The sequence below is a fragment of the Neptuniibacter sp. CAU 1671 genome (genome assembly GCF_029222905.1).
Lineage (GTDB): Bacteria > Pseudomonadota > Gammaproteobacteria > Pseudomonadales > Balneatricaceae > Neptuniibacter.
In genome coordinates this window covers 125,954-145,035 of sequence record NZ_JARHUE010000007.1, presented here as the reverse complement: position 1 = coordinate 145,035, position 19,082 = coordinate 125,954, and the positions used below count along the sequence as shown (strand labels likewise).

Here is a 19,082-nt window from a genome sequence, read left to right as displayed (position 1 = left end):
GCTTAACAGCTTGGGCCTTGAATTCAGTTGTGTATTGTCGTGTCTTCTTCTGATTCTTGTACGCTGGCATTTTCCACCTCGATTCTGTTAGATCGAGATGTCCACTAAAGCGGGGGAACTACAGCGTCGGGTTGCTTGCCTTGTTAGCTGCTGCCGACTGGTTAGAACTCTTAAGATTTACCACCTGTTCACCAAGTATGGACAAAAGCTGGTTTCTATCTTTTACCTTCTCGGCTCGGATGATTACTAATTTATCCCAGCCCACAGTGCCTTCAAATATCTCTTCGCCTAATTTTTTGTCTATTTCTCGTAGGTCAGTATCAAGTTTGGTTAGCAGGTCGGAGTAAGTTTTGGTCAATAGCTGCTGAGCGTTTGCTGTCTCTTGCTCTTGCGCAGCTTTAGCGGTAACGACGGCTGACTTCGCAGATATATACTCAATCCCTTTGTAGGCGCTCGCTACGATGCCTGCAATCAAGGTGATAACGATCAGAAATTTTTCAACAACTTCAATTTTTTCTTTCATATCTTCAAATTTGTACGGTGATTAACTTATGCAGCTAACATTGTAATATTGAGCATGCGCATATTTCTGCGCTGCCGTTCGCTGTATCACGCAGCGACTTTTCCATAAGATATTGATATTGGAACAATTCCATGGGTGTTGCCAGTAAAAAATAGGCACACTCAATGGAGAAAATAAGCAACCACCTCCCGCCTGTCTGAATAGACTGTATACAGGTTCAGAAAAATCCCAGTGCTTATCCGCAGGTGAGTCTGTCTGCCTGGGGCCGCCAGCCAGCAACCATCTATCTGTTTTCATTATTTTTGTCGGGGGCGCTAGCTGTGCAACGCTTTGGCCGATGTCACGCTGGACAGTTTCGTCAGGTTTCATCTACGCTAGGGCAAACCGGCAGGCCTCAGGCGCGCCGGATTCAACGTTCATTTGCGGAGGCACACTCTGATGACCCTGTCGAAACAGCTCCTGCTACTGATTTCGATGATTTTTCTGGCCATTTTTGCGGTCAACTTCATCACCAGTATCAACAATATCCGGGAGTATCTGCAGGTAGAGTCAGAGATTCACGCGCAGGATACCGCGACCTCCATGGGGCTTTCTCTGAGTCCCTACATTCTTGAAGAGAATGACCCCATTCTTGAAACCATGGTCAATACCATCTTTGACCGTGGTTACTACCACGAGATTCTGCTGGAAAACCGTAAAGGCAAAGAGCTGGTGCGCAAAACCAATCCGAAGTCTTTTGCAGAGGTGCCTGAATGGTTTACCAGTCTGCTGCCAATGAAAACCGCCACCGCTGAATCTGAGATTGATGCGGGTTGGATTCCGGGTGGCAAGATTTATGTCACTATCCATCCCGGTTTTGGTTACCTGAAACTCTGGGAGCAGGCCAAGCGCAGTCTGACCTATTCGGCTATCGCGTTTGCTGTATCTGTATTGCTGCTGGTGCTGATGCTGCGTTGGGTGCTGAGTCCGCTGTCTCGTATCAATAAGCTGGCGCGCAATATTGCCGAAGGCAAATTTGAAACCATTGATAACCTGCCCTGGACCACAGAGATCCGCAATGTGGCCGTTTCCATGAACCTGATGTCAGGCAAACTGGAAAAGGTTATCAGTAACCTCAACAGTCGACTGGAGGAAACCGGTAAACGGTTGCGAGTGGATGAACTGACCGGACTGGAAACCCGCACCACCTTTGAAACCGAGATGAAAGAGCGGTTTATCAGTAAAGGTAAAGGTTACATTTTCCTGATTCGTATTGCAGATCTTGGCGGCTTTGCGAGTACGCATACCGCAGCTCAGGTAGACGGCTTTATTCGTGAGTTTGTTGAAACCCTGCGTCAGGGCGTAGCAGAAACCGGCCACAATGCTGAGTGTCTCTACCGTATTGTCGGGGCCGAGTTTGTACTGATCGCCGATTGTGCAGACCAGGCGGCGGCTGAAGCTCTGTGTCAGAAGGTGCTGGCCAAGATGGAGCAGTTGGGTACCCGCTATAACAAACCGGAAGTGGCACACATGGGTGGTGTGGCGTTTGATCCACACGGTACCACAGCCGCCATGGTAGCCGCGGCTACCGAAGCCTATGAAAAAGCCCTGTTGATCGGTGCTAACAGCTTTGCCATTAATCAGGACAGTGGTAACGCGCGGGATCTGGACCAGTGGAAGGCACTGGTCAGCCGGGTGATCAAGGAAGGTTCTATTGATATTGAGTATGCTGCCAAGGCCTATTCCCTGGCTGACGGGCGTACAGATGAACTGCTTCTGGAAGAGGCGATGTCAACGGTGCGTGATGAGTCCGGCCTGACCCTGCCAATCGGCACCTTTGTGTCAGTGGCCGAAACACTGGGTGAGATTGTCACCTTTGATATGTTTGTGGTGCGCAAGGTGATGGAACAGGTGCGTAGCCGAAATGTCAGCCATAAAGTGGCGATCAACCTCTCCTTTACCACGCTCACCAATAACAATTTCCGTGCTGAGCTGTATAAGTTGCTGCAGGATAACTCAGATATTGCCAGACATCTGGTGTTCAGTATCACTGCTTATGCTGCCACCAAAGATCTGAAAGCCTTTGCATCGTTTATTGATTTTGCCCACCGCTGTGGCAGTCAGGTGATTCTCAAACGCTTTGAAAGCCGCTTTATCTCGCTGGATGCGATCAAGGAATACCGTCTCGATTATATCCGTCTGGCGCGGGCGTATACTGAGCAGATCAGCAGTGACCCTGAAAAACGCAGCTGGGTAGAAGCGCTGAAAGAGTTGGGTGAACTGCTCAATATCCAGATCATTGCCGAAGCTGTTGAAACTGACGCTGATTATCAGACCGTCAAGGAAATCGGTATCACTGCGGCGAGCCGGTGAGGGTAGAGCGGATGCTCCGATTGGGCCAGCGCTTACGATGCATGCTGTGGCTGGTGTTGGCACTGGCTGCTCCTCAGTTGTATGCAGGCAATCTGGTGAACTTCAGTGAAGGTTTGCTGTATCGGGTCGAGCAGAAGTTTGGCCAGACTGCCGTATTACGCCTGAAGGCACTGGAAACTCTGGTGCGTGAAAAACGTGATCTGACCGATCTGGATAAGGTGCGTGAGGTTAATGATTTTTTCAATCTGGTGCCGTACTACACCGACCTGCAGCACTGGGGTGTGGAGGATTACTGGGCGACGCCGTTTGAAAAACTCACCACCTTTGGCGGTGACTGTGAAGATTACGCCATCGCCAAATATTTCACCCTTCGTGAGCTGGGCATTCCTGATAACAAACTCAGGATCACCTACGTCAAGGCGCTGAACTGGAATCAGGCCCACATGGTTTTAACCTACTATCCGGTGGAGGATGAGATCCCGCTGGTACTGGATAACCTCAATCCTGATCTGTTACCGGCCAATCAGCGCCGCGATCTGGTGCCGGTCTACAGTTTTAACGGTGATGGACTCTGGCTGGCAAAAGGCCGTGGTACCGGTCAGCGAGTCGGCGGCTCAAGTCGCCTGAAGATGTGGCAGGATCTGCAAAACCGGATGGCTAAATAATCTCAGCTGTCTTGCTCCAGTTCCGGTAAAACCCGGTTGCGTCCGCCTTCTTTAGCCTGGTAAAGCAGGTCATCGGCCCGGGCAAGCAGGGTTGTTTCCCGTTCCTGGGTCACGTACTGAGTCACTCCAAAACTGGCGGTAACCGGGAAATGGTGGATAAACTCATGCGATTCAATCAGCGCACGCAGTTTCTCTGCCAGATGCACGGCTTCGTTCAGGGTTGCCTCCGGCACAATGATCAGAAACTCCTCGCCACCCCAGCGCCCCACGGTGTCCATCAGACGGGTGGAATCCTGCAGCATGTTTGCAATGTCCTGTAAAACAGTATCGCCGGTGGCATGCCCCTGGGTATCGTTGATCAGTTTAAAGCGGTCAACATCAACCAGAATGACTGAGAACGGTCGCTGATAGCGGTTTGCCAGCCCAATATTGCGTTTCAGCTCCTGCTCCAATGCCTGACGGTTAGCAATCTGGGTCAGGTGGTCCGTACTGGCCAGCGCTTCCAGATGCTGGTTGAGCAACGCCAGGGTATCGTTTTTCTTCTTCAGCTCGACTGTGGCAAGCCGTCGCTGTTGCCAGAGTAAGCCAATGTACAGTGCTGCCAGCGTTGAGGTCACCAGCGTTAGGGCGAGAATGCGGGTCATATGCTCCTGCAGTGGCAGATGCTTCGCCTTCAGTTCACTCTCAGGCAGGAACCGCGCAACATACCAGTGACTGAATTCACTGCGCAGGGGCAGGGTGTCGCTGGCAATTCGTTCCAGAGGATTAAACCGGGTGCTGGTCAGCAGTCCCTGCGGTAAGTGCTGAGGGGTTTCACTTCGACTTTCTGACATTTTTTGCCACAGCCCCGGATAGTCCTGAGGCATTGACGCTTTTTCAGACTCCGGGAAAAGGAAACGCCATTCCCGGGCAGGATCAGGGCCTTTGAGCCAGCCGCCGTCCTGTGTGGTCAGCCAGATATTGTTGGTGCCAAAACTTTCAATGCGCTGAAACAGATCGCGGCCGTCATAATGGATCACCACCAGGCCAAGGAGATCATTCTGTGCGCCATTTAGCCGGGCCACGAAACGTACGCTGGGCTGGTAGGGGCGTATCAGATCACCGAATTCTGCATCCAGATCAAAGCCAGAGAGAAACAGTTCATGCGGCTGCAGTCTCAAACCTTCCTGGACATAATATTGGTTGGCTCGGTTTTCCAGCGCGGAAGCGGGGACGATGGCTGACTGACCGGCCCGGAACTCGGCACGAACCTGTTCCTGTCCATCCGGGTTAATCAGGCTGATCTGGGTATAAAGCCCGGCTCTGGATTGCAACAGGCGCAGGAACAACTCTTCAATCATCTGCTGGCGAGTGCCCACGGCCTGCTTTTGCTGATAGATGTCGGTCAGGTGGTTACCCAGAAACTGCACATCCTTGGCTGGCCAGCGCATCCGTTTGCCCAGCGCGACACTGACATTACGGATAATCAGCCGGGACTCAGCGGCGGCAAGATGGTCAACTTCCTGCAGTTCACGCTGATAGATGTAGAAGTTGGCTATCAACAGGGCGCTGGTCAGGAGCACCCAGCTGATCAGGAAATAGCGGTGCAGAAACAATTTTGAAAAATAGGCGAAAACCATCTTTGTCAGGGCCATTAAAACGGATCTGCTGCCATAAATTAGGGAAAGTGTAATTACACCACAAAACCCTTAATTTACGTAGGCTATTGAACTGTACTTTTAGTTAAATTCTGCAAATAGTCGGTGAATCGCTGCCATGATTTCATATCAGCATCCGCCCGGTAGCGTGGCGTTTCAAATACGGTGAACGCATGAGGTGCTCCACTGTAGGTGATCATCTCGTGGGGAACATGGTGTTGCTCCAGAGCATCGGCCAAATTCGCAAATGATTGCATTGAGATATTACTGTCAGCGGTACCATGAAAAATGATGATTGAGCCCTGAGTGTTCTGGTAGTTTTGGCCTTCCGGCGTATCCAGACCGCCATGAAAACTGGCAAACCCTTTGAGCTGCGCCCCCGAACGGGCCAGCTCCAGCACCGCTGCACCGCCAAAGCAGTATCCCATTCCCACCGCATTGGACAGATTGGCCCCCATTGAACCGGCCTTATCCAGCGCAGCCAACATCAGGCGGCGCATTTTAGCCCGGTCCTGATAGAGCTCCCCAGTGTGCTGACGTCGGTCTTTCACTTCGGTGGGACGCACACCTTTGCCGAACAGGTCGGCCGCAAACACACTGAAGCCCAGATTATTCAGCATCTGAGCGCGGCGTATTTCATAATCGGTCAGACCATCCCAGTCATGTAACAGTAAAACCAGAGGCGCCTCTGGACCCGCGGTCAGGTAGTAGCCTTCATACGGGGCATCATCCACGGTGTAATCCACGGTCTGGGCAAGCAGGGTGGGACTGAATAAAAGGGAAATGGCGAGATGAACAATACGCATAAATACGTCCTGGCTGAGGGTGTTGAAGCAGTATAGTTGATCAAAGCTCGCCGGATAGCTGGCTCTCAGGCGGGTTGTGCTGATCCGGAGCCGCCTGAGCAGCCAGTTGCAGTTCCGTGAAGGGTCTTACGGCTTTCCAGAAATGCTTTTGCCAGTAAGGGTTGTCCATGCGGCTGAGCATTACACCACGGCTGGTGGAGGCATGTAAAAACACCTGATCCTGCAGGTAGATACCTACATGTTTCTGACGTTGCCAGCCGGTTTTGAAAAATACCAGATCACCGGTCATCAGTTTCTTGCGCTGGATTTCCTGTCCGGTGTTAACCTGGGCGTCGGTGGTGCGTGGCAGACTCAGATCAAACAGTCTGGCAAAGGTCAGTTGGGTAAAGCCGGAGCAGTCGATCCCTTTTTTACTGAGTCCGCCAAGCCGATAGGGCACTCCCTGCCATTCATTGAAATGTGCCAGAAGACCGGCGTACACATCCGGTACATCCCGAGTTTCCTCATGCTGAACGGGGCTGGGCGCTATCTGCTGTGCCGGTTCAATGCTCAGGTTGTCGGCATCCTGCTGGTGAATACTTTCATCAACAATTTCCGGTGGTGTTGGCCGGGTCAGCCCGCAGCCTCCGGTGATCAAGCACAACAGAACCAGCAATCCTCTGAGAGAAAATTGCCTGATAAGGCCAGATGGATGATTAAACAGCTGATTTGACACTGATTGTCCCGAGAACCATGACATTGCACACTACAGTTACTATAAAGAACGGTATAAGGGAAGTGAGGTCGAAAAACCGACCGGCTTAATTGGCATTCCACAGAGGCATCGCCTATCATCCGCTCGCCATTTGTCACCCCTGTCCATCGGGGCATTTCTAGTCATAGAGTTTTGTAAATGAAAGAAAAATTTGCTGTTGGTCAACGTTGGTTCAGTCATGCAGAAGCCGAACTCGGCCTGGGTATTGTGACTGAGATTGCTGACCGGCGGATTGAGGTATTTTTCCCTGCCATTGAGGCGCAGCGAATCTATGCTGAAAAAAACGCCCCGCTAAGCCGTATTGTCTACCCGATAGGTGATCAGATTACCGATCATGACGGCCTGACAATTAAAGTTCTGGAACATGAGTGGGTGTCTGACTGCGTGATTTACCGCGGGGAAGATGCTCAGGGTGACATTCTGGTCATGCACGAGTGCACGCTGGAAAGCCAGGTGCACTTCAGTAAGCCCTATGAGCGGCTGTTCGCCGGCCAGATTGATAAACCCCGTCACTATGAACTGCGACTGGAAACCCTGGAGTTACTGTTTGAACACCAGCAATCCGCTGCCTATGGTCTGATTGGCCCGCGTGTACAGGGTTTGCCGCACCAGTTTTATATCGCCCATGAAGTGGGTCGGCGTATTGCCCCCCGAGTCTTGCTGGCCGATGAGGTGGGGCTGGGTAAAACCATAGAGGCTGGCCTGATTATCCATCAGCAACTGATCGCTGGTCTGGCCAGCCGGGTGTTGATTGTCGTGCCCGATAGTCTGGTATTTCAGTGGCTGGTAGAGATGCTGCGCCGGTTTAACCTGCGTTTCAGCCTGATGGATGAAGCCCGCTGCGAAGCTGAAACCGGCAATCCGTTTGCCAATGAACAACGGGTCATTGTGCCGTTGTCCTTACTGACTCGTAATGATGATCTGCTGGCGCAGGCACAGGCGGCGGGCTGGGATCTGCTGGTGGTGGATGAAGCGCATCATCTGGGCTGGAGTGAGGAGGGCGCAAGTCATGCTTACCTCTGCATTGAGCAGCTGGCAGAACAGATTGCGGGTCTATTGCTGCTCACGGCGACGCCGGAACAACTGGGTGTCGCGGCACACTTTTCACGTTTGCGCCTACTGGACCCTCAGCGTTACCACGATCTGAATCAGTTCCTGCAGGAGGAACAGCAGTATGGGGCGGTCAGCCAGTTAATTGAGCGGTTACTGGAACCAGAGTCCTGTCGGGCTTCGTTGCAGGATCCGGTGTTTGCACAGGCGTTGGCTGAACGTCTGGGCGAGTCACGACTGAGCCAGCTGCAACAGTCTGTTGAGGATGCTGAGCGCCTGCAAACGGAGGTGCAGCAGTGTGTGAAACTGCTGCTGGATCAGCACGGCACCGGTCGGGTGCTGTTTCGTAATACCCGTGATGCCGTGCATGGCTTCCCGAATCGGGTGCTGAAGGCCCACCCTCTGCCAGTACCTCATGATTATCAGCACCATCTGGAAACGGCCGGTACCGATCAGGCGCTGCACCCGGAAAGCCTGTTCGGTGAAGGCTGGGTGGCTCAGGATGCCCGAGCTGACTGGCTGGTGAAATGGTTGCAGGTACACCGTACTGAAAAGGTGTTGCTGATCTGTGCTTATGCTGATACCGCCATGGCACTGGAAAAACAGTTACGTCTCTATCAGGGTGTGCGCACTGCGCTGTTTCATGAAGGCATGAGTCTGCTGGAGCGGGACAGAGCGGCGGCCTATTTTGCCGAAACCGATCAGGGTGCACAGATCCTGTTGTGTTCAGAGATTGGCAGTGAGGGCCGCAACTTCCAATTCGCCCATCATCTGGTGATGTTCGATCTGCCGCTGAATCCGGATCTGTTGGAGCAGCGCATTGGGCGCCTTGACCGTATTGGTCAGCGGGACGATGTCATTATTCATGTGCCTTATTATGAACGCAGTGCCCAGGAGGTGTTGTTTAACTGGTATCACCAGGGATTGAACGCCTTTGAACGGGTCTGTCCGGATGGCCAGGTGCTGCTGCAACGGTTTGCAGAACCGCTGCAGCAGGCGATGCAGTCACCTAAAAACACCGAGCTGGCTGAGCAACTGTTGCATGATGTTCAGCAGGCGCACGCTGAACTGAAAGCCGTGATGCAGCAGGGGCGCGATAAACTGCTGGAACTGAATGCCTGCGACAGTGTTAAGGCCGCTGAAGTGCTTGAGGCGGTAGAAAGTGCATCGCAGCCATCCCGGCTGGCGGGTTATATGAGTCGGATCTTCGATCATTTCGGGGTCGAACAGGACAGCTACGGCAATCATGGTCTGGTACTGCACCCCGGTGATCATATGCTGTGCCACAGTTTTCCCGGTGTCCCTGAGGAAGGCACGACCATTACCTTTCAGCGCAATGAAGCCTTGTCCCGTGAAGATCTGCAGTACGTCACAGTAGAGCACCCGATGGTCACCGGAGCGATGGATATGATGCTGCAGGGTGGCTACGGTAACGCCACCCTTTGCACCATGAAGCTGTTGCCATTGAAAGAGGGTAGTCTGCTGGTAGAGGCCCTGTTCCGGTTGCACCTGCCCGCCAGAAAAGGGCTGCAGCTGCAGCGTTATCTGCCAGCCGCGACGCTACGCCGGGTGATTGACAGCAATGGAAACGATCTGACGCAGGTCATTACCCAGCAGCATTTCCAGACACTGGGCAAACCGGTGGGCAAAACCCTGGGGCTGAAACTGATCACCCATACCCGCAGCGAGATACAGACTCTGGCAGATAAACTGGAGAGCTGGGTTGAGCCACAACAAGCTGAATGGATTCAGGCCGCCTGTGATAAAGCGACCCATGAGCTGGATACCGAGATTGAGCGTCTACAGCAGTTAGCCAGGGTGAATCCGAATATTCGCGATCAAGAAATTCAGGATTTGGCCGACCTCAAACAGCATGTATTGCACGCGCTGCAGAGTGCCAGTCTGGAGATGGATACCATCCGTATCGCCGTTGTTACCCATGACTGATTATCGCATTCGTGTCTATGCTACATATTTCATGTGTCGCCGAGTTTGGGGAGGATGAGGCATCATGTTTGATCAACTAATGCGTTTGCTGGGCTGCAAAACTGCCAAACGTCAATTCACGCTGGTCTACGGCCTGATCTTTCTGTTTTCGGTGTTGTCGGGTATTTCGCTTTATATGAGCCTGGCGGTGGACCCGCAGAGCATCAATATGGCGGGTCGACAGCGTATGCTGAGTCAAAAGGTGGCTAAAGAAGCACTGCAGGTCAGTGCCGGCGTTGAACAACAGGCCGTGCTCCAGAAAACTCTGGCATTGTTTGAGGAAAGCCATCAGAAGTTGATCAATGGTGACCCTGCAACCGGCATGCACGCGATCACCAATAGCAAAGTGCTGGCTCAACTGGATCAGGTATGGGCGCTGTGGCAGGAATACCGTCAGTCGGTCGAAAACTATGTTAACAGTGGCAGTCATGCTGATCTGGTAGCCCTCACTCAGCAATCCCCTGTGGTGCTCAAAACCATGAATCAGGGCGTGGTGATGCTGACCGAGGCCGCAAAAGAGCGTTCTCAGAACCAGTTGATTTTTGCCATGATTTGCACGGTTGCAACCCTGTTGCTGATTGTCCTTTCCTACAAAGGCAGTGTGAATACCCTGATGCATAATATCCGCCGGATGCAGCTGCGCATGACGGAAGTAGGTGAGGGGGATTTTTCTCACCGTTTTAACATCACTCATACCGACAATGAAATTGGCGAGATGTATCAGGCCTACAACCTGATGCTGGAGCATATCGGCAAGCTGCTGCAGCAGGTACAGCGCGTGGCGGAGAATACCGAACGTCATGTGCAGAGTGTCGTGCGGGCGATGGGTGAAGCTGAGCGCGGCGTGAACATCCAGTATCAGGACATTGAGCAGGTCGCTACTGCGATGAACGAAATGAGTTCTACCGTGCAGGAAGTTGCCTCGAACGCGGTATCTGCAGAACGTTCTGCTGGTGAAGCCAATAAACACGCCAAGTCCAGTGGCAAAATTGTCAGCGAAGCCGAAGTACAGGCACAGCAGATGGTTGAAAAACTGCAGGATACCGCGCGGATCATTCAGGCATTGGAAGAGGAAACGCTGGCGGTGGGTAATGTGACCTCGGTGATCAATGGCATTGCTGAGCAGACTAACCTCTTGGCGCTCAACGCGGCAATTGAAGCTGCCCGTGCCGGTGACCATGGCCGTGGTTTTGCGGTGGTGGCTGATGAGGTGAGAACCCTGTCCCAGCGGACTCAGCAATCCACGCAGGAGATTCAGGGCATTATCGAACGTCTGCAGAAACAGGCTGAAGGCGCAGTGCAGGCGATGTCAGTCAGCACTGAAATTGCGATTCGCAGCAGTGAACTGGCGCAGACCGCTGCCGACTCACTTCAGCATATTATCAGTTCCGCTGAAACTATCTCCTCGATGAATACTATGATCTCTACCGCCACTGAAGAGCAGAGCAGTGTGGCACATGAGATTGACGGCCGTGTGGTCAACATCTCTGATGTGGCCCGTCAAACCAAAGCGGATACCCAGCACGTCGTGACGGCAACTGAACAGATCCGCCAGGAGATCCATGATCTCAACCAGTTGGTGGCCCGATTTAAGCTTTAAGATGAAGTGACGTGGAAAGGCCCCGGCAGCTGCACCTGTCGGGGCCTTTTTTGTTTACTGGCGGATGCCTTCGATGTTCAGCGTCATATAAACGGTTTCTGCTGCGGGGCCAAGGTTGAAAGTCATGCCAAAATCTTTGGGTTTGATCTCAGTGGTGCCACTGAAACCGGCCCGGTAACCACCCCAGGGATCAGCCCCTTCACCGACCTTGCTGACCGCAATTTCAATCTCTTTGCTGGTGCCATAAAGGGTCAGGGTGCCTTTCATAATGCCGCCACCCTCAGCATTGGGGATAAAACTGCTGCTGACAAAAGAGGCATCCGGGTATTTGTCAGTGTTCAGGTATTTCTCGCCGCGCAGGTGTTTATCACGCTCGGCATGATTTGAGTCGATAGAAGTCACATCAATATCGACTTTAACCGCTGCTTTTTCAGGCTCGGCTGCATCATAGGAAAAAGTGCCGGAGAAGGTATTGAAGCGGCCCAGTAACCAACTGGTGCCCAGATGACTGATACGAAACTGAATAGACGCATGGGCACCCTGGGTATCAATCAGGTACTCCTCTGCATGTGCCAGAGGCGCGGTGGCAAGCAAAACGGCCAGGCTGGTGGCGGTTAAAAAATGACGCATAAATCTATTTCTCCCTTGTTACTTTCCTAACATGCGTTTCAGGGTGTTATCCCGGTCAATAAAATGATGTTTCAGGGCGGCCAGCATATGCAGGCCCGCCAGAGTCAGAATCAGTGTGGCAGTGATAAAGTGCACCTCATCTGCATACTCTTCCATATCGTCGATTTGTACGGGCAGCGCCGGAATAGAGATCTCCCAAAGCAGCACAAGCGGTTTGCCTTCTGCGGTCACAATCAAATAACCGCTGATTACAGTCACAATCAGCAGCAGATAGAGCGTGAGGTGTACCACCACAGCCAGCATTCGCTCTAATGGGGATCGACTGATCGGTGTTGGCGACAGGGTAAATGTTCTCAGGAGCAGGCGTGTGAGCAGAAGTAAGGCAATCACAACCCCCAGGGTTTTATGCCACTGGGGTACTGTCAGGTACTGCGGATCATAGTAATCCAGTGCTTCGATATAGAGCCCTAATGGATAGAGAATGATCACCCCCAGTGCCATCATCCAGTGCAGGGCAATGTTCAGGCTACCATAACGTTCAGGTGTATTGAGCAGGGGTATTCGGTCTGACATAAACGCTTTTCCATCAACGTGATAACGAGATATAAACACACTCATTTTGGCGTTGCAGCATGCTTTACTGATCTTTACAAAGCGCTGTTTCCTGAATTGTTTCCAGATCGATTTGCATCCGTTTTGAGTGCTGTTATACTGCGCCCCTGCCTTGAGTCAGCGTACTTCAGGCAGTGTGTTGGACACCGTTCCAGCCACGTTATGGTGGCTCTGCCGGTCCTTCCGCAATGATACATCGTGAACCTGGTCAGGCCCGGAAGGGAGCAGCCACAGCGATCGACTCATGTGCCGGAATGTGGCTGGTGGAGTCACCCCCAGTCTTTCCAAGTAGTTGATAATTAAGGTTTTTGCTGAGTTTATTGCCTCGCTTTCGCTAAGTGCGACACAAAGTGAGACACATGGCCCGACCAACTGCTTACCTTGAAACTTCCCGGCACAACGTCTTTTACTTCCGTATCCGTGTTCCTCTGGAGCTGACCCAAAGCTTTCCCAGCGCCTTCATACGTCGCTCACTCAAAACTAAGTGCAGACGTGAAGCCATCATAAGGTGCTCTTCTATCCTGAGTCAGGTTTGTGAACTCTTCAAGTTGGCAGAGTGTGGAAAACGTGTAGATGCCTCATCGTTGAGTTGGGAGCGTCAACCTGAGCAGCCTAAAAATCGACAACGAGTCCCCTCTGACCCTGCCTCAGTTCCTAGCGTCAAACGCAGTGATAAACCTAAGTTCTCAGTGGTGGTGAAGCGTTACCTTCAGGAGCAGGAAATGGAGAAGGTGAGTGCCAAGACCATTGCAGACAAGCAGTCAGTCTGTGAGTTAATGCTTCGTATCCTTGGTGATAAACCGATTGACCAATACAGCCGTGAAGATGCTAGGAAGTTCAAAGAGGTTGCCCTGCAGTTGCCTCCACGTATGGGGCAGCTTCCTAAGCGTTCAATCGATTCGATGATCAATGGGGCTGAGGACACGATCAGTCCCACCACCTTCAATAATTACGTGAAGAACCTGACCACTGTATTCACCCATGCAGTGAGGGAAGAGTACTGTCAGAAAAACCCGCTAGAAGGCCTGAAAATCAATCTCAGAGGCAAAGTTAGTGAGCAACGGGCCAGATACACCAATGAAGAGCTGAAGAAGCTATTTGAGGGCATAAAGTCCGCAAAACAGGATGACCGAAAGCCTTACCGAGAGTGGTTGCCGTTATTGGGTCTGTACACTGGTGCGAGGCTGAATGAGTTGTGTCAGCTCTACCTTGATGATGTCGCGGTGATCAATGGTATCCACTGCCTGCATATACGAGCCTTGAAGTCAGACCAGAAGCTTAAGAACACCAGTTCAGAGCGTATCATCCCGATTCACACCAAGCTTTTTGAGGCCGGTTTCCTCGAGTTCGTCGAGAAGCAGAGAAGTCTTGGTGCTGAACGATTGTTCCCAGAGTTGAGCCTACACAAAAGGAACGGGTACGGACATATTCCATCACGGTGGTTTGCTGGGGTAAGGGACAAGCTGGGTTTGAAAGGAGGGGACGAGAAGAAGGACTTCCACAGCTTCAGGCATACAGTAGCAGATCACCTTAAGCAGCTTGGTGTGACTGAAAGCCTTGTTGGGGCGTTACTGGGTCATTCGACCGGTGGTGTGACCTTTGGTCGATATGGGAAGGACTATGAACCGGAGAAGTTGGTTGAGGTAGTCGAGAGACTGAGATTTGATTCGTTGTGGCCGTAATAGGGGTTGATGCGATTTTCTGATCACAAGCAGTGATTGTCAGTTTTACTGGTTGTACCTAGTGGCAGTTTAGGATCGGGGGTTGTATACCCACCGATCCGAGAAATGTCTGATCACTCGTAGTAAGCAAGAGTTTTCTTCAAATGAGAAGCATGCTCAAAAATATCATCAAGCGATTCAATAGGGTGTCTGGTTTCTTTTTTCTCTGCGTCGAATAAACCGATGTACTTCTGGTTGCGGTTGAAGTGCAGACGACATAAAGGCTTCCTATTGTTGTCATCCAGCAAAACACCAAAGTAACTCTGAGTGTCCCTGTGTATCACTCGTTTAACGTCAACAACTTCTCGGAGGATCGCCTTAATGACGTTGTAACCGTCAAGTTCATCCTGAGTTGTTACAACGTTCTTTTCTGAGTCAAAGTGAACGGCATCTTCCGGAATGACTATATCAGTAGTTTTAGCACTGAGGTCAGCCGAGTAAGAGTTACCGTTTGGTACATCGGTTGAGCTGTCCAAAGCTGACTTAAGTCTCTCATTAACTTTGTCATTGATGTACTGTGCGAAAGCTTTTTTAGACAAGCTGTAAAATTGCTCTTTGACTTTGGCCGTTATGATGCCGCCTTCATAAACTCTGGATGCAATGAACTTAACAAATTCATCCTCGGGTTCTTTCATTTGAGAAGCGACTACCTTCTTGATCTGACTGAGGTACTTCAGTTCACCAGCTGCACTGATTATTGAATCAACGTCGAAAGCAGACTTGGTTAGCTTCTCGATTTCTGGCAACACATGCTCATCGATGTCTTCAAGTGAAAGCTCAAGAAATGGCTTTTCATCCATTCGGTTTGGAGCGTCTAGGTCTGTGTAAAACTTGTAATCAGAACCATTGGTTAAGATGGCGATTCGGGCATTGGTTACAGAGAAGTAACGGTATAACTGGGAGGCATGCTTTAGATTTAGGGCTTCACCGTACTTCTTACACTCAACCAGTATTTGAATGACTCCGTTTTTGACGATCGCATAGTCAACCTTTTCACCTTTTTTGGTTCCAGTGTCGGCTGTATATTCAGGAATCACTTCATTAGGATCGAAGACATCATAGCCAAGGACATTACTCAGGAAGGGTAAGACAAGTGCCGTTTTAGTGGCTTCTTCAGTTATAAGGCTTGATCCATGAGTTTGGATTTTTTTGGCAAGATTCGCCAAAGAACTACTTAGTTCCATGAGTTACTCCCTTAACAACAGGCAAGAGTTTTGTTTATAACCAACTGGTTAGTTTGAAATCCATTAACTCAAGTAAATACCCTTGATTAGCATCAGTCAATTTGCTTAAAAAATTTCAGAAAAATTCGTAATAGCTTTAGATTGTCGACTGTCCTGAAATTCCCCCCCCCGTACCCCATGCGGACTTAGATTAAATTGTCGTCGAATACCCTTCTTTCTCATTCTTAGCGCCGATTTCACACCGCACCAATGCAAACACATCGGCCACACCCAGCGTCTCTTACAGTCTCAGAATAATGTCTTATTGGGGTGTACCCTAAAGAAACGCTCAAAGAACGTCTCATAAAGGTTATCTGGGTTTATGTGAGACAACGCAGTATCGATATTTAAGATCTATTTGAGACACAGGGATAGGACCATGATCTCCTTCGCATACTGCCGTTTGTCGACGCGAAAGTAATAATCAGTACTTCAAGCGCAGGTGCTCAATAAGGGTTTTAAAGAGGTATCAGTTAAGACTGAAAAAGCCCAGGCATGACAGCGACTGCTGTCGCCAAGAAGTCATGAACTGGTTGAGCGTATGTCTTCGGGGCTGAATGACTGATCATGTATCTGTTCATTGAGAGGGGGATTTTGTCGCTTTAATAAAACGTCCCCCTCTGATTACTTAGCCACCAGCTGCCAGCCGTTTTTCCTGTTTATGCATCATCAGACCGGCGACAAGCACGGCAATACTGACCACGAAAATGATAATGCTGGCCAGTGCGTTGATCTGTGGGCTTACTCCCAACCGTACGCTGGAGTAGACCACCATCGGCAGGGTGGTGGCGCCGGGGCCGGATACGAAGCTGGCAATCACCAGATCGTCCATCGACAGGGTAAAGGACAGCAACCAGCCCGCAGCCAGCGAAGGGGCGATGATGGGCAGGGTCACAGTCAGGAATACCAGTAACGGTTTTGCTCCGAGATCCATGGCGGCTTCTTCGAGTGAGCGGTCCATGCTGATTAGGCGGCTGCGCACCACAACGGTGACATAGGCCATGGAGAAGGTGGTGTGCGCCAGTATTACGGTGAGCTGCCCCCGTTGTGGCCAGCCCAGCATGTTTTCGAGCGAAACAAACAATAACAGGATGGACAGGCCAATAATGACATCGGGCATCACCAGTGGTGCGGCTACCATGATGTCCAGAGAACTGCGCATTTTGGAACGTTTGTAACGTACCAGAACGATTGCAGCCAGGGTGCCGAGAATCACCGCAATGGTGGCGTTGATGATACCGATTTTGATGCTGAGCCAGGCGGCATCCAGCAGTTGCGAGTTATTGAGTAACTCACCGTACCATTTGGTGCTGAAACCACCCCAGACAGTGACCAAGCGGCTTTCGTTAAACGAATAGACAATCAGGCTGATGATCGGCAGATATAAAAACCCAAAGCCCAGCACGAGAATGATTATTTGCAGCAGTCGGGAGTTTTTCATCTGTCGTTGTCTCCGTGATCAAGCTGCTCATAGTTTTGCATCAGCACGAAGGGAATAATCAGGGCAACCAGAAGCACAACCGTCAGGGCCGATGCGACCGGCCAGTCTTTGTTGTTAAAAAATTCGATCCACATCATTTTGCCGAGCATAAGCACGTCCGGGCCACCGAGCAGGTCCGGGATAATAAATTCGCCCATGGTCGGAATAAAAACCAGCATGGAACCGGCAATGATGCCGGGGGTGGTTTGCGGCAGGGTGACGGTAAAGAACTGGGTGATCGGTTTTGCACCCAGATCCGCTGCGGCTTCCAGCAGACTGTGATCGAGCTTTAGCAGGCTGGCATAGAGCGGCAGAATGAAAAATGGCAAATAGGTATAGGTATCGCCGATGAAAACCGCCCACTGGGTGTAGAGAATATTCAGCGGTTCATCGATGACACCGATCGACATCAACATATTATTCAGCAGGCCATTGTTCTTCAGGATGCCGATCCACGCATAAGCGCGAATCAGAAACGAGGTCCAGAATGGCAGGATCACCAGCATGAGCAGAGGCGTGCGCCAGTGTCTGGGTGCGTTGGCGATTGCGTAGGCCATGGGATAGCCAATCAGAATACAGAGCAGCGTCGATACGGTTGCGATTTTCAGCGAGCCGAGCAGGGCACTCACATACAGGGAGTCCTGTGCAAGGATCATGTAATTGCTGAAATTGATTTGTATGGTGACGATGCCGTCTTCGATACTGCGAATCAGATCATAATAGGGCGGCAGTCCCAGCCGTGCTTCGGACAGACTCATCTTGACCACAAATAGCAGTGGCAACACAAACAACAGCAGTAACCAGATCATCGGAATGGCTGCGATTAACGCAGGTACATACTGACGCGCGGTTGTAGCGAGACGTGTCAGTCGCTTCATCACACCGTTCATTGGCTGAGAATTCCGCAGCTATACGCAGACCAGGTCAGTGTCACTTCCTGATCCCAGCTGATGGGTTGTTCAGCCAGCGGCTGCACATTGCTCTGGGTAAATTTAATGCGGATACCCGGTGCAATTTCCGCGTAATAAATCGATACATCACCCAGGTAGGCAATCTCTTTGATGATGCCCTTAAGCTGATTTACTGCGTTGTCGCTGCGCTGTGTGACCTGAATTTTCTCCGGGCGGATAATAATGCTGACTTCAGCATCGGTCGCCAGAGGTTGGCCATGACTGACATTAAATTCGCAGCCCAGCTGGTCGCTGTAGAGCGTGACAATGTCATCCTGCTGACTTACTACACGCGCAGTTAACAGGTTGGCTAAGCCGATAAAACCGGCCGCATAACGGGTGGCCGGAAATTCATAGATACGGCGCGGGGTGTCCAGCTGTTCGATACGGCCAGCGTTGATCAGGGCGATACGGGATGACATGGTCATCGCTTCTTCCTGATCGTGGGTCACGACGATAAAGGTGGTTTTCAGCCGTGCCTGCAGATTCACCAGTTCAAACTGGGTTTCTTCTCGCAGTTTTTTATCCAGCGCACCCAGAGGTTCATCCAGCAGCAGAATTTTGGGTTGTCTGGCCAGTGCGCGCGCCAGCGCAACCCGCTGGCGTTGTCCGCCGGAAAGCTGATGCGGTTTACGCTGCGCATACTGTTCAATTTTTACCAGCGCCATCATCTCGCGGACTCGCTCGACCTGTTGCTGCTTGTTCATGCCTTCGCGTTTGAGACCGTACGCAATGTTGTCTGCCACACACATATGCGGAAACAGCGCATAGGACTGGAACATCATATTGACGGGACGGTCGTAGGCGGGCACCGCCGTCATATCCTGCCCATCAATCAGAATGCGTCCTTTTGTAGGCGTTTCAAAGCCCGCCAACATCCGCAGCAGGGTGGTCTTGCCACAGCCGGAGGCGCCCAGCAGCGAAAAAAATTCACCGTGATGAATGTCCAGGCTGATGTCATCTACAGCGTGAACGCCGCCGTAGTGTTTTGAGACCTGTTGTAATTGCACAATGGGCGTTTCAACTGTCATTCGCACATTCCAAACTGTCAGACACCAAAAAAGGGATGCGGGGCTTAAATACGCGGGCCGCT

The 19,082-nt window shown here is 51.3% G+C and carries 15 protein-coding genes and 1 other RNA gene; 6 read left to right on the top strand and 10 right to left on the bottom strand.

Going from position 1 to position 19,082, the window contains the following annotated elements; genetic code table 11:
• Positions 1-118: 118 nt before the first annotated feature.
• Positions 119-523: a hypothetical protein gene (locus tag P2G53_RS12480; RefSeq protein ID WP_275817728.1), complete on the bottom strand. Its 405-nt coding sequence runs from the start codon at positions 521-523 to the stop codon at positions 119-121.
• A gap of 438 nt (positions 524-961) precedes the next feature.
• On the opposite strand from P2G53_RS12480, the gene P2G53_RS12475 reads away from it, so the two are divergent.
• Together P2G53_RS12475 and P2G53_RS12470 are read left to right on the top strand one after the other, a co-directional pair.
• Positions 962-2,875 carry a LapD/MoxY N-terminal periplasmic domain-containing protein gene (locus P2G53_RS12475; protein WP_275817726.1) on the top strand — a complete coding sequence of 638 codons (1,914 nt, stop codon included), beginning with the start codon at positions 962-964 and terminating at the stop codon, positions 2,873-2,875.
• Positions 2,876-2,886: 11 nt separating this feature from the next.
• A complete protein-coding gene (locus P2G53_RS12470; protein ID WP_275817724.1) occupies positions 2,887-3,540 on the top strand; it encodes a transglutaminase-like cysteine peptidase in 654 nt (217 codons plus the stop codon).
• A 2-nt stretch (positions 3,541-3,542) separates the two neighbouring features.
• Here the strand turns inward: P2G53_RS12470 and P2G53_RS12465 are convergent, their stop codons facing one another.
• The 3 genes from P2G53_RS12465 to P2G53_RS12455 all read right to left on the bottom strand — a co-directional run bounded on the left by P2G53_RS12465 (position 3,543) and on the right by P2G53_RS12455 (position 6,620).
• Entirely contained in the window at positions 3,543-5,174 is a 1,632-nt protein-coding gene (locus P2G53_RS12465) for a GGDEF domain-containing protein (RefSeq protein ID WP_275817722.1), read from the bottom strand.
• Positions 5,175-5,242: 68 nt separating this feature from the next.
• Complete coding sequence (locus tag P2G53_RS12460; protein WP_275817720.1) at positions 5,243-5,983, bottom strand: dienelactone hydrolase family protein; 741 nt, start codon at positions 5,981-5,983, stop codon at positions 5,243-5,245.
• Positions 5,984-6,023: 40 nt separating this feature from the next.
• Positions 6,024-6,620, bottom strand: coding sequence for an NlpC/P60 family protein (locus tag P2G53_RS12455; protein WP_275817718.1), 597 nt, complete (start codon positions 6,618-6,620; stop codon positions 6,024-6,026).
• A 255-nt stretch (positions 6,621-6,875) separates the two neighbouring features.
• Here P2G53_RS12455 and rapA point away from each other — a divergent pair, with 255 nt between their 5' ends.
• Complete coding sequence (rapA, locus tag P2G53_RS12450) at positions 6,876-9,734, top strand: RNA polymerase-associated protein RapA (RefSeq protein WP_275817716.1); 2,859 nt, start codon at positions 6,876-6,878, stop codon at positions 9,732-9,734.
• A 64-nt stretch (positions 9,735-9,798) separates the two neighbouring features.
• Positions 9,799-11,373: a methyl-accepting chemotaxis protein gene (locus tag P2G53_RS12445; RefSeq protein ID WP_275817714.1), complete on the top strand. Its 1,575-nt coding sequence runs from the start codon at positions 9,799-9,801 to the stop codon at positions 11,371-11,373.
• Positions 11,374-11,427: 54 nt separating this feature from the next.
• On the opposite strand, the gene P2G53_RS12440 is transcribed toward P2G53_RS12445, so the two are convergent.
• The gene (locus P2G53_RS12440) at positions 11,428-12,003 is read right to left on the bottom strand and encodes a YceI family protein (protein ID WP_275817712.1); all 576 of its coding nucleotides are present in this window, start codon (positions 12,001-12,003) and stop codon (positions 11,428-11,430) included.
• 18 nt (positions 12,004-12,021) lie between these two features.
• Positions 12,022-12,576 (bottom strand): cytochrome b, encoded by a 555-nt coding sequence (locus P2G53_RS12435; protein WP_275817710.1) that lies wholly within the window; start codon positions 12,574-12,576, stop codon positions 12,022-12,024.
• A 211-nt stretch (positions 12,577-12,787) separates the two neighbouring features.
• On the opposite strand from P2G53_RS12435, the gene ffs reads away from it, so the two are divergent.
• Together ffs and P2G53_RS12425 are read left to right on the top strand one after the other, a co-directional pair.
• Positions 12,788-12,884, top strand: an RNA gene (ffs, locus tag P2G53_RS12430) — signal recognition particle sRNA small type.
• Positions 12,885-13,337: 453 nt separating this feature from the next.
• Positions 13,338-14,297 (top strand): site-specific integrase, encoded by a 960-nt coding sequence (locus P2G53_RS12425; protein ID WP_275817708.1) that lies wholly within the window; start codon positions 13,338-13,340, stop codon positions 14,295-14,297.
• A gap of 113 nt (positions 14,298-14,410) precedes the next feature.
• On the opposite strand, the gene P2G53_RS12420 is transcribed toward P2G53_RS12425, so the two are convergent.
• From P2G53_RS12420 to P2G53_RS12405, 4 genes are all read right to left on the bottom strand, one after another.
• Complete coding sequence (locus tag P2G53_RS12420) at positions 14,411-15,520, bottom strand: type I restriction endonuclease (RefSeq protein ID WP_275817706.1); 1,110 nt, start codon at positions 15,518-15,520, stop codon at positions 14,411-14,413.
• 667 nt (positions 15,521-16,187) lie between these two features.
• Complete coding sequence (locus P2G53_RS12415) at positions 16,188-17,000, bottom strand: ABC transporter permease subunit (RefSeq protein WP_275817704.1); 813 nt, start codon at positions 16,998-17,000, stop codon at positions 16,188-16,190.
• Positions 16,997-17,917: an ABC transporter permease subunit gene (locus P2G53_RS12410; protein WP_275817702.1), complete on the bottom strand. Its 921-nt coding sequence runs from the start codon at positions 17,915-17,917 to the stop codon at positions 16,997-16,999. The genes P2G53_RS12415 and P2G53_RS12410 overlap by 4 nt, the downstream gene beginning before the upstream one ends.
• A gap of 8 nt (positions 17,918-17,925) precedes the next feature.
• Positions 17,926-19,020, bottom strand: a complete 1,095-nt coding sequence (locus P2G53_RS12405; protein WP_275817700.1) for an ABC transporter ATP-binding protein — start codon at positions 19,018-19,020, stop codon at positions 17,926-17,928.
• Positions 19,021-19,082: the final 62 nt, after the last annotated feature.

Coding starts and splice junctions, on each gene's coding strand:
- P2G53_RS12480 (WP_275817728.1), bottom strand. CDS start 523: ATGAAAGAAAAAATTGAAGTTGTTGAAAAATTTCTGATCGTTATCACC.
- P2G53_RS12475 (WP_275817726.1), top strand. CDS start 962: ATGACCCTGTCGAAACAGCTCCTGCTACTGATTTCGATGATTTTTCTG.
- P2G53_RS12470 (WP_275817724.1), top strand. CDS start 2,887: ATGCTCCGATTGGGCCAGCGCTTACGATGCATGCTGTGGCTGGTGTTG.
- P2G53_RS12465 (WP_275817722.1), bottom strand. CDS start 5,174: ATGGCCCTGACAAAGATGGTTTTCGCCTATTTTTCAAAATTGTTTCTG.
- P2G53_RS12460 (WP_275817720.1), bottom strand. CDS start 5,983: ATGCGTATTGTTCATCTCGCCATTTCCCTTTTATTCAGTCCCACCCTG.
- rapA (WP_275817716.1), top strand. CDS start 6,876: ATGAAAGAAAAATTTGCTGTTGGTCAACGTTGGTTCAGTCATGCAGAA.
- P2G53_RS12445 (WP_275817714.1), top strand. CDS start 9,799: ATGTTTGATCAACTAATGCGTTTGCTGGGCTGCAAAACTGCCAAACGT.
- P2G53_RS12440 (WP_275817712.1), bottom strand. CDS start 12,003: ATGCGTCATTTTTTAACCGCCACCAGCCTGGCCGTTTTGCTTGCCACC.
- P2G53_RS12435 (WP_275817710.1), bottom strand. CDS start 12,576: ATGTCAGACCGAATACCCCTGCTCAATACACCTGAACGTTATGGTAGC.
- P2G53_RS12425 (WP_275817708.1), top strand. CDS start 13,338: ATGGAGAAGGTGAGTGCCAAGACCATTGCAGACAAGCAGTCAGTCTGT.
- P2G53_RS12420 (WP_275817706.1), bottom strand. CDS start 15,520: ATGGAACTAAGTAGTTCTTTGGCGAATCTTGCCAAAAAAATCCAAACT.
- P2G53_RS12415 (WP_275817704.1), bottom strand. CDS start 17,000: ATGAAAAACTCCCGACTGCTGCAAATAATCATTCTCGTGCTGGGCTTT.
- P2G53_RS12410 (WP_275817702.1), bottom strand. CDS start 17,917: ATGAAGCGACTGACACGTCTCGCTACAACCGCGCGTCAGTATGTACCT.
- P2G53_RS12405 (WP_275817700.1), bottom strand. CDS start 19,020: ATGACAGTTGAAACGCCCATTGTGCAATTACAACAGGTCTCAAAACAC.